This window comes from Hymenobacter daecheongensis DSM 21074 (assembly GCF_900141805.1).
GTDB lineage: Bacteria > Bacteroidota > Bacteroidia > Cytophagales > Hymenobacteraceae > Hymenobacter > Hymenobacter daecheongensis.
Genome location: NZ_FQYN01000002.1, coordinates 22,489 through 38,899, shown reverse-complemented (window position 1 = coordinate 38,899; position 16,411 = coordinate 22,489). Strand labels below are relative to the sequence as shown.

11 protein-coding genes are annotated in these 16,411 nt (G+C 59.4%); 4 read left to right on the top strand and 7 right to left on the bottom strand.

Annotation, left to right across the window (positions count from 1 at the left end; genetic code table 11):
- Entirely contained in the window at positions 1 to 960 is a 960-nt protein-coding gene (locus BUB62_RS03135; protein ID WP_084538793.1) for a ParB/RepB/Spo0J family partition protein, read from the bottom strand.
- Between the two features lie 382 nt (positions 961 to 1,342).
- Between BUB62_RS03135 and BUB62_RS18905 the strand changes: the two genes are divergently transcribed.
- A complete protein-coding gene (locus BUB62_RS18905) occupies positions 1,343 to 1,960 on the top strand; it encodes a hypothetical protein (protein WP_143164005.1) in 618 nt (205 codons plus the stop codon).
- A gap of 287 nt (positions 1,961 to 2,247) precedes the next feature.
- Here BUB62_RS18905 and BUB62_RS03130 read toward each other — a convergent pair whose 3' ends face one another.
- A complete protein-coding gene (locus tag BUB62_RS03130; protein ID WP_073106108.1) occupies positions 2,248 to 3,054 on the bottom strand; it encodes a ParA family protein in 807 nt (268 codons plus the stop codon).
- Positions 3,055 to 3,239: 185 nt separating this feature from the next.
- Here BUB62_RS03130 and BUB62_RS03125 point away from each other — a divergent pair, with 185 nt between their 5' ends.
- Complete coding sequence (locus BUB62_RS03125) at positions 3,240 to 4,907, top strand: ABC transporter substrate-binding protein (protein WP_073106105.1); 1,668 nt, start codon at positions 3,240 to 3,242, stop codon at positions 4,905 to 4,907.
- A 169-nt stretch (positions 4,908 to 5,076) separates the two neighbouring features.
- Here BUB62_RS03125 and BUB62_RS03120 read toward each other — a convergent pair whose 3' ends face one another.
- The 3 genes from BUB62_RS03120 to BUB62_RS03110 all read right to left on the bottom strand — a co-directional run bounded on the left by BUB62_RS03120 (position 5,077) and on the right by BUB62_RS03110 (position 9,681).
- Entirely contained in the window at positions 5,077 to 5,625 is a 549-nt protein-coding gene (locus BUB62_RS03120; RefSeq protein ID WP_073106103.1) for a DUF6438 domain-containing protein, read from the bottom strand.
- 293 nt (positions 5,626 to 5,918) lie between these two features.
- Positions 5,919 to 7,778 (bottom strand): membrane protein insertase YidC, encoded by a 1,860-nt coding sequence (gene yidC, locus BUB62_RS03115; RefSeq protein ID WP_073106101.1) that lies wholly within the window; start codon positions 7,776 to 7,778, stop codon positions 5,919 to 5,921.
- 256 nt (positions 7,779 to 8,034) lie between these two features.
- Positions 8,035 to 9,681: a CTP synthase gene (locus tag BUB62_RS03110; RefSeq protein ID WP_073106097.1), complete on the bottom strand. Its 1,647-nt coding sequence runs from the start codon at positions 9,679 to 9,681 to the stop codon at positions 8,035 to 8,037.
- Between the two features lie 273 nt (positions 9,682 to 9,954).
- Here BUB62_RS03110 and BUB62_RS03105 point away from each other — a divergent pair, with 273 nt between their 5' ends.
- The gene (locus BUB62_RS03105) at positions 9,955 to 11,313 is read left to right on the top strand and encodes a D-alanyl-D-alanine carboxypeptidase/D-alanyl-D-alanine-endopeptidase (protein WP_084538792.1); all 1,359 of its coding nucleotides are present in this window, start codon (positions 9,955 to 9,957) and stop codon (positions 11,311 to 11,313) included.
- Positions 11,314 to 11,707: 394 nt separating this feature from the next.
- A complete protein-coding gene (locus BUB62_RS03100; RefSeq protein ID WP_084538791.1) occupies positions 11,708 to 13,573 on the top strand; it encodes an FG-GAP-like repeat-containing protein in 1,866 nt (621 codons plus the stop codon).
- A gap of 266 nt (positions 13,574 to 13,839) precedes the next feature.
- Here BUB62_RS03100 and BUB62_RS18900 read toward each other — a convergent pair whose 3' ends face one another.
- Both BUB62_RS18900 and serA read right to left on the bottom strand, forming a co-directional pair.
- Entirely contained in the window at positions 13,840 to 14,364 is a 525-nt protein-coding gene (locus BUB62_RS18900; RefSeq protein ID WP_143164004.1) for a hypothetical protein, read from the bottom strand.
- 111 nt (positions 14,365 to 14,475) lie between these two features.
- Positions 14,476 to 16,377 (bottom strand): phosphoglycerate dehydrogenase, encoded by a 1,902-nt coding sequence (gene serA, locus BUB62_RS03095; RefSeq protein WP_073106092.1) that lies wholly within the window; start codon positions 16,375 to 16,377, stop codon positions 14,476 to 14,478.
- Positions 16,378 to 16,411 lie beyond the last annotated feature (34 nt).

Sequence of the window (16,411 nt, the reverse complement as noted above, 5' to 3'; positions counted from 1 at the left end):
CTAAGCCGGTTGCAGAATGTGCAGAATGCGCTGCATGTCTTCCACCGAGTCGAACGCAATTTTAATCTCGCCATTGCCCTGCGGGCCGGGTTTCACCAGCACTTTGCTGCCAAACCGGTCGGAGAGGTAGCGCTCGGTGCGGCGCAGCTCGGCCACCGGAATGTGTACCTGCTGCTCCTGCACCTGCTGGGCCGTGGGGGCCTCGGCCGCCTTGGGGGCGGCCCCGCCGGCCCGCACCAGCTGCTCCACCTTGCGCACCGAAAGGTCTTCAGCCAGGATGCGGTGGAACAGCGCCAACTGCTGGTCGGCATTCTCAATGTTGATCAGGGCGCGGGCGTGGCCCATCGAAATGGCCGTGTCGCGCAGACCGATCTGGATGTCGGGCGGCAGCTTGAGCAGGCGCAGGTAGTTGGTCACGGTCGAGCGGTTTTTGCCCACCCGGTCACCCAGCTCCTCCTGCTTCAGGTTGCACTCACTCACCAGGCGCTGGTAGCTGAGGGCAATTTCGATGGCGTTGAGGTTTTCGCGCTGAATGTTCTCAATCAGGGCCATTTCCAGCATCTGCTGGTCGTCGGCCTTACGGATGTAGGCCGGAATGGTATCCAGCCCGGCCAGCTTGGAGGCCTGCAAACGCCGCTCGCCCGAAATGAGCTGGTAGGAGTTGGTGCCCATCTGCCGCACCGTTACGGGCTGAATGATGCCCTGCACGCGGATGGATTCGGCCAGCTCCTGCAGCGCTTCCTGGTCGAAGTGGGTGCGGGGCTGGTAGGGGTTGGCCTCGATGTGGGCCACCGGAATGAAGCCCACCGAGTTCATGGGGTGCGACACCAGCCGCTCGCCCTTCTTCTCATAGCTGCCCTCAATCAGGGCGTTCAGGCCCCGGCCGAGGCCCCCGATTTTGCGTTTGGCGGCGGCGGGAGCCGCGGCCGGCGTAGTTTTCTCTTCGTTCGTCTCTGACATACCTACAAGCGGCCCGCGCCCAGTACCGGGCGAAAGCGGAGGTCAAAAATACACAAACGCCGGCGAAGCGGCGGAAAAAATGTTCCACGGGGAAGAAAAAGTCGTGGAACATTGGGGGTTTGCGCTGGCTCTCAGCTTGTCAGCTAGGGCCTTTGCAGCGCGGTCCAGGCAGGTTCTGGGCATCAGTTGCTTCAGATATTCGGAGTGTCTTTGGATGGCGGGAGTAACGAGTGGGGCGTTTGCTTACCTTAGCGGGGCCCGTCGCTGGATTGCCGCTAGCGGGATGGGTCGCTGAGTTGCGGGTAACGGGCTGCCGTTGGTTTGCTTGGAGCAACTTGGGCGTGGGTGAAAGTAGCGGGTATCCGGATGTTACAAGCAATTTATGAAACCTCAAATCTTAGCATACTTACTGTTGGCTTCAACTGCTTGTGGACAGACAAAAGACAATTCGCAAAAAGGCAGTAACATTCTCAAAATCGATACAACGCAAAAGCAAACTAAAAATATGTCGGACTATTCACCTGCTTTTGGCAAAGCTCACCCGAGAGCAAAAGAACTATTGAAAGAAGAATTTTATTTTAGCCCTATTGACGAAACTGGGCCTTTTGGTAATGACGACGGAGCAGACACTTACGCAGGTTTTAATGACTGGCGACAAAGTCATAGTAACGAAAATCCAAAAGTATTTCTGCTTGAGCAAATCGAATATTGGGGTTATCCCAAGTTTGACATTTGTGAAACAGATATAAAAAAGTTGACTCTATATTTAAAGCAAAGCGACTTAGGTAGCCGTTATATGTCAGGCATCGGCGCTGCAATTATTTCTATTGCTTTTGGGCAATTGTATTTAGACGGTAAAATTGACAGAGACTTTAATGAATTAGCAAAGACAGCAATTAGGCGACAATTGCTCCCTGAAATTTTAGCAGTGTGGGGCGATACATACAAAATCGAACGGGAGACAAAACTCAAAAAAATGTTAGCAGTCTTGGCTTCGTAGTACAAAAGCGGCGTACAACATGGGTATTGCTGCAAGTGTGGATGGATGTGTTATCTTCAACTGTAGTTCGCTATCAGCAGCTCCGGCGAATGGAATTCTCTTGGGCTTTAATTCCGGCCTGGACAAACAACAATGCCCTCACTGCACAAAGCCCTGTTCGTTATTCAAAAACAGTGCATCTGACATACCGATTTTGGTAGTGCTGCACCCAGCCCAAGAACAGCGTAAAAACGAAAACGGCCGGCGAATTTCGCCGGCCGTTGCTTTATCCGTTAATCAGAAACACTTTACGCCGCCTCGCCCTCTGCCGCTTCCGAGGTGCCGGCTACGATGTTTTTCTCCACGATTTCGCGGGCCAGGTTCAGGTAGCTGATGCTGCCTTTGCTTTCCGCGTCGTGCAGGATGACCGGGATGCCGAAGCTTGGCGACTCCGACAGCTTCACATTGCGCGGGATGATGGTATCGAACACCAGCTGCTGGAAGTGCAGCTTCACTTCCTCCACCACTTGGTTGGAGAGGCGCAGGCGCACGTCGTACATCGTGAGCAGGATGCCCTCGATTTCCAGCTCCTCGTTCAGGCGGCTCTGAATGATCTTGATGGTGTTGAGCAGCTTGCCCAGGCCTTCGAGGGCGAAATACTCGCACTGCACGGGCACGATGACCGAGTGCGCGGCCGTGAGGGCATTCACCGTAATCAGACCCAAGGAAGGGGAGCAGTCGATGATGATGAAGTCGTAGAGGTCGGCCAGCGGGCGCAGGGCGTCCTTCATCTTTTCCTCCCGGTTGGGCAGGTTGATCATCTCCACCTCGGCCCCTACCAAGTCGATGTGGGAGGGCATCAGGTCGAGGTGGGGGAGCACCTGGGTTTGCAGGATGATGTCCTGGGCGTTGATGCCGTCGACCATGCACTCGTAGATGCTGTTTTCGATGTCCTTCGGGTCGAAGCCCACGCCGGAAGTGGCGTTGGCCTGCGGATCGGCATCCACCAGCAGCGTCCGATATTCCAGCGCGGCCAGGCTGGCCGCCAGGTTAATCGCCGAGGTGGTTTTGCCCACACCGCCCTTCTGATTGGCTACCGCAATGATTTTTCCCATGTGTGTTATAGAAGCTGTTCGCGGCTGACTGTCAGCGGCTGGCTTGTCGGCTTGAGGGTTGAAAGCCCCGGCGGCTGGCTGATTGCCGGCTGCCGGGAGCTTGACCAAGGTAGTGAAGTCGGGCGCGGCCCCTGCCGCAAACCGGATACCTTTGTCTGACAAATATACGTGATTCCCCCGTTCCTATGCTTTCGTTTGCCCGCCGTTTTGCCGTTTCCGTTGTCCTGCCGCTCGCGGCCCTGGCCGGCTGCGGCCGCCCCGAGCAGCCCACCGACGCACGGCGCGTGTTCCGCTACAATCAGCCCGAGTCGCTGACCTCGCTGGACCCGGCGTTTGCCAACCGGCAGGCCAACATCTGGGCCGTTACCCAGCTGTATAATGGCCTGGTGGAGCTGGATTCGGCGCTGCAGCCCGTGCCCGCGCTGGCCCGGCGCTACGAGGTGTCGGCCGATGGCCGGCAGTATACCTTCACGCTGCGCCCCAACGTGCGCTTCCACGACTCTGACGTATTTGCCGGCGGCCAGGGCCGGGCCGTCACGGCGCCCGATTTCGTATATAGCTTTCGCCGCCTGCTCGACAAGACTACCGCCAGCCCCGGCGGCTGGATTTTCCGGGGCAAGGTGCTGGAGAACGCTGCCGGCGAGCCCGCGGATACCTGCTTCAAAGCTTTGAATGATAGTACGCTGCGGGTGTACCTGAAGGAGCCGTTTATTCCGTTTCTGGGTATTCTGGCCATGCCGTATGCGTATGTGGTGCCCCGCGAGGCGGTGGCGAAGTACGGCAAAGACTTCCGCGAGCATCCGGTGGGCACGGGCCCGTTCCGGTTCAAAGAATGGGACGAGGGCAACGCCATCATCTACCACCGCAACCCCACCTACTGGAAGCGCGACGCAAAAGGCCAGCAGCTGCCCTACCTCGACGCGGTGCAGATCAGCTTCATTCAGGACCGCAAAACCGAGTTTCTGACCTTCCAGCAGGGCAAGCTCGATTTCCTCAGCGGCATCCGGGCCGGCAGTCGCGACCTTATTCTCTATCCCAACGGCACGGTGCGCGACGACTTCAAAGGCAAGTTCCGGCTGCAGAAAGTGCCGTATCTGAATACCGAATACCTCGGCTTCCAGCTCGATGCCACGAATTTGCGCGGCGAGGCGGCCAACCCGGCCCTGCGCGACAAGCGCGTGCGCCAGGCCCTGAACTACGCCCTGAACAAGCCTGAGCTGATTGCCTATTTCCTCAATAACGTGGGCGTGCCGGGCATTTCGGGCTTCGTGCCGTCGTCCTTGCCCTCCTATAGTGCCACACTGGTGCCAGGTTATTCGTATCAGCCCGCCAAGGCGCGGGAGCTGCTGAAAGCGGCTGGCTACGGCCCCGGCAAGCCGCTGACGCTGCACCTGAGCACGCTGGTGGAGCGCAAGGAAGTGTGCGAGTATCTGCAGAAAAACTGGGCCGATGTGGGCGTGCAGGTCGCCATCGACATCAACCAAGGCGGGGCGCAGCAGGAAATGGTGGACAACGGCCGCGCCCCCTTCTTCACCAAAAGCTGGCTCGGCGACTACCCCGACGCGGAAAATTACCTGGCCCTGTTCTACAGCAAGAACTTCGCCCCGGCCGGCCCCAATAAAACCCACTTCAAAAGTGCCACCTACGACCGCCTCTACGAGCAGGCCAACCTTGAGCAGAACGTGGAAAAGCGCTACGACCTCTACCGCCAGATGGACCGCATCATCGTGGATGAATGCCCCGTCATTGCCCTGTATTACGACGAAGTGGTGCGCCTCACCCAGAATAATATCAAGGGCCTGACCCCAAACCCGATGAACCAGCTGGTGCTGGAGCAGGTAAGGAAGGAGTAAGCTGTCATTGCGAGGACGAAGGACGAAGCAATCCGTCCTGGAAAACGAAGAAAGCCCTATTTACCTAAAAAGCCCTGACGTATGCACTACGTCAGGGCTTTTTGCTGAAACAAAGCTTAGCTCATTGTCCAGGACGGATTGCTTCGTCCTTCGTCCTCGCAATGACACTTCACCTATCCGTGGGGGCTACATTACCCGAAATCTTGTCCAGCTCGGTGCTTATGTAGTTGAGCAGGGCTTGCAGGGCGGCGGGGGCGGCTTCTTCTACCTGCACGGTTTTGAGCGTGCCGTCGGGCTGGCGGATGCTGAGGAAGGTGGAGGGCAAGTCGGTGGCGTTTTTGGTGTAGCGCTCCTGCAGCTTGCGGAAGCCGAGGGTCTGGGCATCGGCCAGTATTCTGGCCACGGTAGCGGAAGGGAGCTGTAGCTCGTGGAGGCCAATCATGCGCACGTTGCTACGGCCCATGTACGTCACGCGGCCGGTGGCGTAGATGGTGGCCTCAAACTCGGGGCAGGGGCCGTAGCAGGACGTTTTGCGAAACACGATGACCGGCGCGGCCTGCGGCTTCGGGGCCACGGCCCGGCGGGCGGGCTTCGCGGCTTTCACTTTCTGCTTGGTTTTGGCAGTGGGCGCAGCCGTTTTGGCGGGTGGCGTGGACTGCGCGGCGGCCGAAGCGGCGCTCAAAAGTAGGGCAAGCAGCAGGGAGGAAAGCAGGCGCATAGCGTGGGAGAAAAAGGATTGCGGGGCAAATTTCAAAAACCGAGTCGGACCCGGTGGCTAGCGCAAGAAACGAAGCCGTTTAGAAAGTCCAAATGAACGTCATTCCGAGCGAAGTCGAGGAATCTCGCGTGCTGATGTCTGAGTACTAATCCTGCGTCAGCACGCGAGATTCCTCGACTTCGCTCGGAATGACGTTCTAAATCTGGGTTTGACGACTTTCCAAACAGCTTCAACAATGCAAAAGCCCAGCTGCCGGAGCAGCTGGGCTTTTGTGGCTTGTCCTTCCGGGCTGCTTACGAGCGGCGGGTGGGCTTTTTAGGCTTGTCGGCGGCCGGCGTATTGCCGCCCTGCTTGGCCTGGGCTTCGCGCTCCTGGGCGTTTTTCATGGCTTCGGCGAGGCGGGCTTGGAAGCCGCCGGGCTTCTTGTCCTTGTTCTTCACTTTGTTGGCTTCGAGCTGGGCGCGGAGCTTGGTTTCATCCACGAAGGCCTTGGTAACGAACTGCTGGCCAAACGTAATCATGTTCGACACGAAGTAGTACCACGTCAGGCCGGCGGCGAAGCTATTCAGCACGAACATATACACGATGGGCATGGCATAGCCCATCACCTTCATCTGGCCCTGCATCTGCGAGTTGGTCTGGCTGCTCTGCCAGGTCATGAGCAGGGTGGAGGCCGTCATGAGCAGCGTGAACAGGCTCACATGGTCGCCGTACCACTTGATGTAGAAGGGCAGCTTGAGGAACACGTCGTAGCTGCTCAGGTCTTTGGCCCACAGGAAATGCTCCTGGCGCAGCTCAATGGCGTTGGGGAAGAACTGGAACATGGCCAGCAGAATCGGGATGGTGAGCAGCGTGGGCACGCAACCGCTGAGTGGGCTCACCCCGAAGGCCGAGTAGATCTTCATCGTCTCACTCTGCACCTTGGTCGGGTCGTCGGGGTACTTCGCCTTCAGCTCGTCGAGTTCGGGCTTGAGGACCTTCATCTTGGCCTGCGACACGTAGGTTTTGTACGTCAAAGGCCAGGTAACGAGCTTGATGATGAGTACCAGAATGGCGATGATAACACCGTAGGAGCCGATGAACTGCTCCAGGAAGTGAAACACGGGCAGCACCACAAACTGGTTTACCCAGCGGAAAATGCCCCAGCCCAGATACACATTGCGCTCAAACTCAGGCGTTACTTTTTTCAGGATCGGGAAGGAGTTGGGGCCGAAATAATAGCGGAACCCAGCCTTGTCCTGCTGCACGTCGGCCACCGGAATGGTGAGCGTGGTGCTCATGGTTTTCAGAAACGTGGAGTCGCCCAGATCTACGCGGGAGTTGAATTTGCCGGTTGTGAACTGGTTGTCGGCAATGAGGCCGGCCACGAAGAAGTCGTGCTTGTGGGCCGCCCATTTCACTGGGGCCGACGCTACAATTTCCTCGGGGTTCTCCGAGGCCTCGGCCAGCGCGCCGTGGTCTTCGGTGGCCAGATAGTGGTTTACGGTGCTGTGGTTGCGGTTTTGCTGTGCATCCTGCTCCGTCTGCCGCACGCGGTCCACGAAGGTGAACGTCAGCGGCTCCTGGGCCAGCGTGTTGGTCAGGCCCGGCATACGCAGGTTGTAGCCCAGCTCGTAAGCATCATCCAGCAGCGTATACACCTGCTCTACCCGTCCCCCGGCCACGTCGGCCGTGAAGGTGATGCGCTGGCCCTTCCGCTCCCCGATGGTGGCGGGCACCACGGCCGTAGGCTGGAAATACAGATCCGACAGCCGGATTTTCTGGCCCGTGGTGGTGCGGAAGCTCAGGTCGAGTTGGGCACTCTGGGCATCCAGCAAATCCATCGGCTTGCCGAAAAAGGTCTTGTATTTGTTCAGCCGCACGGCTTCAATCCGGCCGCCTTTGGTCGAAAACGTGACCGTCAGGTTGGGGTTTTGCAGCTGTACCTGCTGGGCTGTGCCCTGGGCGGCGGCGGCAAACGCGCCCAGCGTGCGGGCGGCCGTAGCCGAATCGAGCGGGGCAGAAGCCGTCAGTGCGTCGGTTTTGGCGGCGGCGCTGGTGGAGGTGGCTTTGGCGGCCGGCTTGTCTGCGGGCTTCTTGGGCGCGAAGAAAAACAGGTAGACGAGGAGCAAGGCCGAAATCAGAAACAGGCCGGTTGCTTGGTTTTTGTCCATCGAAGGGAACTGACTGAGAAAAGGAACGGGCGACCAGCGCCCCAAAACGCAAAGGTACGGGGAAAGCGCGGCATTGATTTTCTGTCATTGCGAGGACGAAGGACGAAGCAATCCGTCCTGGACAATGAGCCAAGCCTTGTTTCAGCAAAAAACCCTGACGTTGCGCATACGCCAGGGGTTTGTGGGGTAACAGGGCTTTTCACATTTCGGAGGACGGATTGCTTCGTCGTGCCTCCTCGCAATGACAGCCTTTCGCCTACAACTCGTTCTTATGGTGCTGAATGGCCGCTTTCACAAACCGCACGAATAGCGGGTGCGGGTTCTGCACGGTGCTTTTCAGCTCCGGATGAAACTGTCCGCCCACGAACCACGGGTGCCCGGCCAGCTCCACCACTTCCACCAGTCCGGTGTCGGGGTTCACGCCCGAAGGAATCAGGCCGGCTTCCTCGAATACCTGCAGGTACTCGTTGTTGAACTCGTAGCGGTGGCGGTGCCGCTCGCTGATGTGGTTGCGGCCGTAGGCTTTGGCGGCTTTGGAGCCCTTGCGCAGCTCGCAGCTGTAGGCGCCCAGGCGCATGGTGCCGCCCTTCTGGGTGATGTTTTTCTGCTCCTCCATCATGGCAATGACGGGGTAGGGCGAGGCAGCGTCCATTTCCGTGGAGCTGGCCCCTTCCAGGTTTAGCACGTTGCGGGCAAACTCCACCACCGCGCACTGCATGCCCAGGCAGATGCCAAAGAACGGAATCCGGTTTTCGCGCACGTACTGAATAGCCGTAATCTTGCCCTCGAAGCCCCGCTCGCCGAAGCCCGGCGCCACCAACACCCCATCGACGCCGTGCAGCAGCTGGGCAATGTTTTCGGAGGTGATGTTGTCGCTCTGGATGCTGCGCACGGTCACCTTGCACTCGTTCAAGGCACCGGCGTGCACGAAGGCCTCGTTGATAGACTTATAGGCGTCGGGCAGCTCCACGTACTTGCCCACCAGGGCAATGGTGATTTCCTCGGTGGGGTTTTTGAGCCGGCCCAGGAAGTCCTTCCAGATTTCCAGGTCGGGCAGGGCGCTGCCGCCGGTCAGCTTCATCTTCTTGATAACCCGCTCATCGAGGTGCTCCTTGAGCATGAGCAGCGGCACGGAGTAGATGCTGTCGGCATCGAGCGCCTCGATGACGGAGTTGATTTTGACGTTGCAGAACAGCGCAATCTTCTTGCGCATCTCCATCGGAATGGGGTGCTCGGAGCGGCACACCAGGATGTCGGGCTGCAGGCCGGCCTCGCGCAGGTCGCGCACCGAGTGCTGGGTGGGCTTGGTTTTCAGCTCGCCGGCCGCGGCCAGATAGGGCAGCAGCGTGAGGTGAATCACGACCGAGTCATTCGGCGGCAATTCCCAGCGCAGCTGGCGCACGGCCTCCACGAACGGCAGGCTCTCGATGTCGCCGATGCAGCCCCCGATTTCGGTAATCACAATGTCGAACTCGCCCTTTTCGCCGAGCAGCATCATGCGCCGCTTGATTTCGTCGGTGATGTGGGGCACCACCTGCACGGTTTTGCCTAGGTAGGCCCCCTCGCGCTCCTGCCGAATCACCGTATCGTAGATGCGGCCGGTGGTTACGTTGTTGGCCTGCGAGGTCGGCACGTTCAGAAACCGCTCGTAGTGGCCCAGGTCGAGGTCGGTTTCGGCCCCGTCGTCGGTCACGTAGCATTCGCCGTGCTCGTAGGGGTTCAGCGTGCCGGGGTCGATGTTGATGTAGGGGTCGAACTTCTGGATGGTGACCCGGAAGCCGCGCGCCTGGAGCAGCTTGGCGAGGGAGGCGGCAATGATGCCTTTGCCCAGGGAGGAGGTCACGCCGCCGGTGACGAAAATGTACTTGGCGGAGGAAGCGGGGGGGAGGGTTCTGTCTGGCATAACAGGACGCAAAGCTACTCAAATATGTGGGTCGGGCGGGGCTTGCGGCAGAATGTTGCGCCAATAATGGCAGGGTAGGAGGGAAGCCCGACGCGGAATCGTAACGGCTGGTTCTGTAATCCGCAATTCACGTTAGACCATAATACATAAGGCACTTTTCAGTTAATTCTATACTTTAAGTAGGAGATAATAAACGGTTATAAATAAAATATATGTAGTGTATATTGATATTAATGCTTGAAGCTGCATATTGCGCGCCCAAAATGCTCTGCTATGCGTCCCTTCTTCCTCCTGCTGCTCCTGCTTGCCTGCGGCTTTCTCACGCCGGCCGCTCCTCACAATGGCGATGATGAGCAGGCAATGGAAGCGGCCCTGCGCCGGGGCAAAGGTCCGCACTGGCTCAATAAGCTCATCAACTCCTCACCGGTATTTCGGCAGCACCACGTTGGGGTGAGCCTGGCCGATGCCACCACCGGCGAGCTGCTGTATGAGCTGAATTCGGATCAGTATTTCACCCCGGCCAGCACCATGAAGCTGTTCAGCCTCTACGCCGGCCTGCACCTGCTCGGCGACTCGCTGCCCAGCCTGCGCTACGTGGTGCGCCATGATTCGCTGCTGTTTTGGGGCACCGGCGACCCTACTTTGCTGCACGGCGACGTGCCCTCGCGCCGCGCCTTCGCCTTCCTGCAAAGCCGTCCCGAAAAGCTGTTCTACACCGCCATTCCCTGCGTCGAGCCGTTCGGGCCGGGCTGGAGCTGGGACGACTACAACTACTACTATTCGCCCGAGCGCGGCCCTTTTCCCATCTACGGCCACACCGTGCGCTTCTACGCCCGCCCCAACCAGCGCCCCCGCGTGCTGCCCCGCGACTTTACGGTGATGGTAGAGCCCGCGCCGGCCAGCTTCCAGAGCACCGACCACGTGCGGCGGGCCGTGCTCGAAAACCGCTTTTTCGTGCTGCCCTTCACCAAAGGCTGGATTGATGAAACGCCCTTCCGCACCAGCCCCGAGCTGCTGCTGAAGCTGCTGCAGGACACGCTGCGCCGCCCCGTGCAGCCGCTGCCGTGGGCGCTGCAGCCCCAGGAAAACATACGCACGCTGCCCGGCCTGCCCGTCGATTCGCTATACCGCCGCATGCTGCAGGTGAGCGACAATTTCCTGGCCGAGCAGCTGCTATTGATGTGCTCGGCCCAGCTCGCCCCCGACTCCTTGAACACGGCCCGCACCATTCGTGCCGTGCGCCAGCGCTTCCTGCTCGACCTGCCCGACGCGCCCGTGTGGGTGGATGGCTCCGGCCTTTCGCGCCTGAACCTGGCCACGCCCCGCACCCTCACGGCCCTGCTACTCAAGCTGCACCAGGAAGTGCCCGAGCCGCGCCTGCTGAGCCTGCTGGCACCCGGCGGCGGCCACGGCACCCTGCGCCGGCGCTACCGGCCGGTGGTGGCGGGCCAGCCCTGGCTCTGGGGCAAAACCGGCACGCTCACCCACATCTGCAACCTGACCGGCTACGTGCGCACCCGCAGCGGCCGGCTGCTGGCCTTCAGCTTCCTGAACAACAACATCCCCGGCGACGACTCCGCCGTGCGGGGCGAGATGGAAAAGGTGCTCACCCAGGTGCGGGAGCGGTGGTAAAAATAGCCTGAAACCCGGTTTTGCTTAGCCGCCTCCGAACCTGATTCGTGGGCTTGCTTTCGGGGTTTGCCCGGCGTGTTATCGGGCCGCGGAACACTGAGCAGGAGGGCGGAAGTACAGGGTAAAGCGTGCTTGGAATTACACAGGTAGCCAGAAATAATGCAAGGAAGCATTTGGCGGCTTGGCCGATAATTCTGTTGGGCGAGAAAAGGAAGTTGTTCGTGGAGGAAACCTGGGGGTTTGGATAAAAGGGGGCATTTGGGGGATAAGGAGCCGATACTTTTGTCAGGTCAGCAGCGCTTCTGAACGCGTCGGAGCCAGCTGATCTGGTCATTTGGTTTCCTGTTTCTCTTCTCCTTGGCTTGCGCAGACCAAGCCGCCTCCCGCTCCTCCTATGCAACACATTGCCTCCTTTATTTCGCGTGCTGCCGCCGTTCTGGGGTGCGCTCTTGTAAGCTCAGGGTTGGCTTCGGCCCAAACCATTACCAGCTTCTCACCCACGTATGGCAACATCGGCGACTCGTTCGTGATTACCGGTACCGGCCTGCTGGCTACTACGGCAGTACAAATAAATGGCGAGCTGATGTCATTTACGGCCACCGCTACTTCCCTCACCGTGAAGGTGCCGCCCCAGGCCAGCACCGGGGTAGTACGCGTGTATACACCTACGGGTAGTGCTGTCACTAGCAAAGGCTACCGCGTGACGCGCCTGTCGACTTCCCTTACCTTTTCCGCAACAGCTACCGCCGTAACGGGCGCTGGTACTGCCGGCGATTTTTCCACGCCCTGCCTGGCCGATCTGGATAAGGATGGCCTGCTGGATCTGATTGTCGGTTTTGGAGTGTACAACGGGGCTGTTGGCTCCGGCTCGCTCTACCGCTACGAGCAAACCTCCACCACCGACGGTTCCTTTGGCACCACTCCCGCCGGCGTAGCCCTGACTACCAGTACGGTGACTGGCGGGGTAGCCGGCACGAAGACACCTATTTCTATCAGCAACTTCGCCAAGCCTTACATCACGGACCTGGATGGCGACGGCCTGCTGGATATGCTGGTAGGCGAAACCAATGGCACCGTGCTTTTGTACGAGCAAGCCGCCGCCACCATCTTCGACCCCAACAATTTTGAAAGCCGTGGTGTGCTGTTCGCTAATAAGGAAGCTGTGGCGGCCGATGGCTACTACTGCCGCCCCACGGTGGTTGATCTGGACGGCGACGGTCTGCTGGACGTGCTAGTGGGAGGCAATAACGGCTACCTGCGGCGCTACGAGCAAAGCGTGGCCAAAGGCAATACCACAGCCGGCTTCACGGATCTGGGCTACATTATGGATGTAACCAACGCTGCGACTCCAGTTCCGCTCGATGCTGGGGCCGTTAGTAAGGCCCAAGTGCTCGATATTGATGGCGACGGCCTGCTCGATTTGCTGGTTGGGAACTCTGATGGAAACCTGTACCAATACAAGCAGTCGGCGGCGAATGTGGCCACCTTTGCCCGCGTTGGGACGAGCACCAGCAGCTTCAACGGTATCAGCCTGGGAGCTACCCAGTACGCCGCTCCTCTTATTGCCGATGTGGACGGCGACGGGCTGCTCGACCTGTTGCTTGGCAATTATAATGTGGGGGCCAATGTGGCAGGCTCTACGAACGTAGCCGGGGCCAACGTGCTGCGCTACGAGCAGGCGAACAACAATCTGCGTACGCCGCTGCCAGTAGTGCTTACGACTTTCACCGGCCGCACCACCGTCGGCGGAGTGCAGCTGAACTGGGCCACGGCACAGGAAATCAACAGCGAAGCCTTCGTGGTAGAGCGTTCCGCCGATGGCCGCACCTTCACGGAAGTAGCCCGCATTGCCGCCGCCGGTGCCAGCACCGCGGCCCGCTTCTACAACTACCTCGATGCCTCGGCCGAAGGCAAAACCGGCGCCGTGCGCTACTACCGCCTGCGCCAGCTGGATCTGGACGGCACCAGCGAATACTCTTCCGTTGTGGCCGTGAGCCGCGGGGCCCTTCTGACCTCAGGCGCCTACCCGAACCCCTTCACCGATGCGCTATACGTGGCGCAGCCCGGCAGCCCGGATTCGCAGGCTGCTACCGCCACCCTCATCAGCCCAACGGGCCAGCAGGTATACGCCGGCCGCGTGCAGCTGAGCGCCGTGGCCCAGCCCTTACCCGGCCTGCCCACGCTGGCTCCCGGTCTGTATGTGCTGCGCCTCACCACCGCCACCGGTGCCACTACCACCCAGCGCGTGATTCGTCGCTAACATCTGCCTGTTGGCTCCAAACGCAACGGCCCCGGCCCACCGCATAAGGTGGAGCCGGGGCCGTTGGTTTGAAACGAGTAATGAGCCGTAACTCCGGGTTGCGAAGGAGCCGCATAACGGTGGCATGTTCGTAGAAAATTGCGCCCAAAGCAATTCAAAGCCGCGTAGCGGTGACAGAATGGTTTTGCTATTTCTGTCACCCCTATGCGGTTTTTCGGCTACTGACCTAGATACACGAACGGCTGTATGCTTAGGGGCTTAGCCTATTACCTTGCGCTGCTATTATTAGCCGCAGGCGGGGGAATTGCGTGCTTGGTGGAAACGGCCAGCGAATCGACTACCGTATAAATTCCCTTGCCTTCCCGAAAACCGGTTTGAATGATACGCCATACAGGAGGGTTACTGCCTAGATAATCCGGGCGTATTTTCATGTATTCAGTGCGCGTCAAGGCTTTACCAAGAAACTTTTTGGTGACTATTCTATAGAAAGCGTCTGAACAGGAAGGACATACTCCAATCCGTTCTATGCCTGTTGAAATGAGCACTAATTTGTTATCAAACTCAGCGTAAAAGCTCGGAGCGCAAAAGTCTACCACAAGAGCATCGTTGCCATCTGAGTATAGCGACATTTGAAGGGTATCGAAAGAAGTTTTTTCCAGTTCCAGGCAAAACAGACGCGTTCGGCCGTGCCGGAAGACAGCATAGTTGTCTATAATTCGCTGAAGATTTTTGTCCAAGGTTAGCTTACCTGTTGCCAGCGGATATGCCACCTGCTTTGTGGCAGGGGCCAAGTGTGGTTGTTGTTCGGGTGCAGACGAGCAGCTTGTTAGCAGCATCGCTACCAGGAACGGAAGGCAGGATGAGCCACGGCGGATTACTTGGCACAAGTTCATATCTGCTATTTAATACAGCACCCGAAACTTAATCGTGTGCTCCACCTTTCGCAGCTCGCCAATCACCTCCGGCTCGTATTCCTTGTCGATATCGGTAATCACGTAGCCGATGTGCTCGTTGGTTTTCAGGTACTGGCCGAGGATGTTGACGTGGTGGTCGGCCAGCACGTTGTTGATGCGGGCCAGCACGCCGGGCACGTTGGCGTGAATGTGAATGAGGCGGTGAGCCTGCTGCGTGGGCAGTTGAATATTGGGAAAATTGACGCTTTGCTGGGTATTGCCGGTGTTTACATACTGCATCAGGCGCTCGGGCACGAACTCGGCGATGTTGCGCTGGGCCTCGGCCGTGCTGCCGCCGATGTGGGGCGTGAGCAGCACGTTGGGCAGGCCCCGCAGCTCGGTTTCAAACGTTTCGTCGTTGGTTTTGGGCTCGTAGGGAAACACATCCACGGCCGCGCCGCCGAGGTGGCCGCTACGCAGCGCCGCGGCCAGCGCCGCTACGTCCACCACATGGCCGCGGGCGTTGTTGAGGAACAAAGCGCCCGGCTTCATCAGAGCAAATTCTTTGGCCCCGATGAAGTGCTCGTTTTCCGGCCGACCGTCGATGTGGAGCGTTACTACGTCGGCCTGCTGGAGCAGCTCTTCGAGGGTGCGGCAGCGCACGGCATTGCCCAATTGTAGCTTCTCGGCCACGTCGTAGTACAATACCTGCATGCCCACGGCCTCGGCCACCACCGATAGCTGCGAGCCGATGTTGCCGTAGCCGATGATGCCCAGCTTCTTGCCCCGAATTTCAAACGCGCCCCGCGCCGACTTATCCCACTCGCCGCGGTGCATCTGGAGGCTTTTTTCCGGAATGCGCCGGGCCAGCACGATGATTTCGCCCAGGGCCAGCTCCACCACCGAGCGGGTGTTGGAGAAGGGCGCGTTGAACACGGCAATGCCGCGCTTCATGCACTCCACCAAGTCAATTTGATTGGTGCCGATGCAGAACGCGCCCACGGCAATCAGGCGGTTGGCGGCTTCCAGCACGCGGGCCGTCACCTGGGTTTTGGAGCGAATGCCCAGGATGCTCACGCCCTCAATCTGCCGTACCAGCTCGTCTTCGTCGAGGCCGCCGGGCACGGTATCTACCTGGTAGCCCTCGGCCCGCAGCAACTCGGCGGCGCGCGGGTCGGGGTTTTCGAGCAGCAATACTTTGATGCGGTTTTTGGGGTAGCTGAGCGTCATCGGGAGCTTATTCTGGTACAGAAATTCGTCGAAAGAGGGCACCACTTCGTCGGCGCGGGCCACTACGGTGGCGCGGCTCACGTTTTCGGTGAAGGCGTAGAAGCGGTTGGCCAGGCCGGCCTCGCGCATCTGGTAGTCGGTGTAGCCGTCGCCGAGCACGTACACGTCGCCGGCCAGGTCGAGGCGGCGGAGCTGCTCGATTTTGCCGCCGTCGCGGCTGAGTACGTTGGCGGGGTCGAAGCCGGTGATGCGGCCGTCGGGGGCGTAGGTGAAGGTGTTGGCCAGCACGAAATCGGGGCCGATGCCGAAGTCGGCCACCACCGGCTCGATGAACTCGCGGAAGCCACTGCTGACGATATACACGCGGCCCGGAAACTGCTCAAAGAAGCCTCGGTTGCGCACGATGCTGTCGGAAACCTTGGTTTTGAGTTGCGCCACCAGCAGCGGCAGGTGCTCGCGCCGGGCCGCTAGCAGCGCCAGCCGCTGCCTGAGCGACTCCGAAAAACTCAAACTGCCGCTCATGCCCGCATCCGTCAGCGCCCGGATTTCGCCCACGATTCGCTCCCGCTCCGGGTGGTTTTGCAGGGCAATATCGGCCAGCTCATCCAGCCCTTCTACCTGGGTAAAGGTGCTGTCGAAGTCGATGATGAGGTAGGGCAGCGGCGTGGTTGGTTCGGGCATGGTGGTGGTAATATCGGGCGGTAGTTACATGACA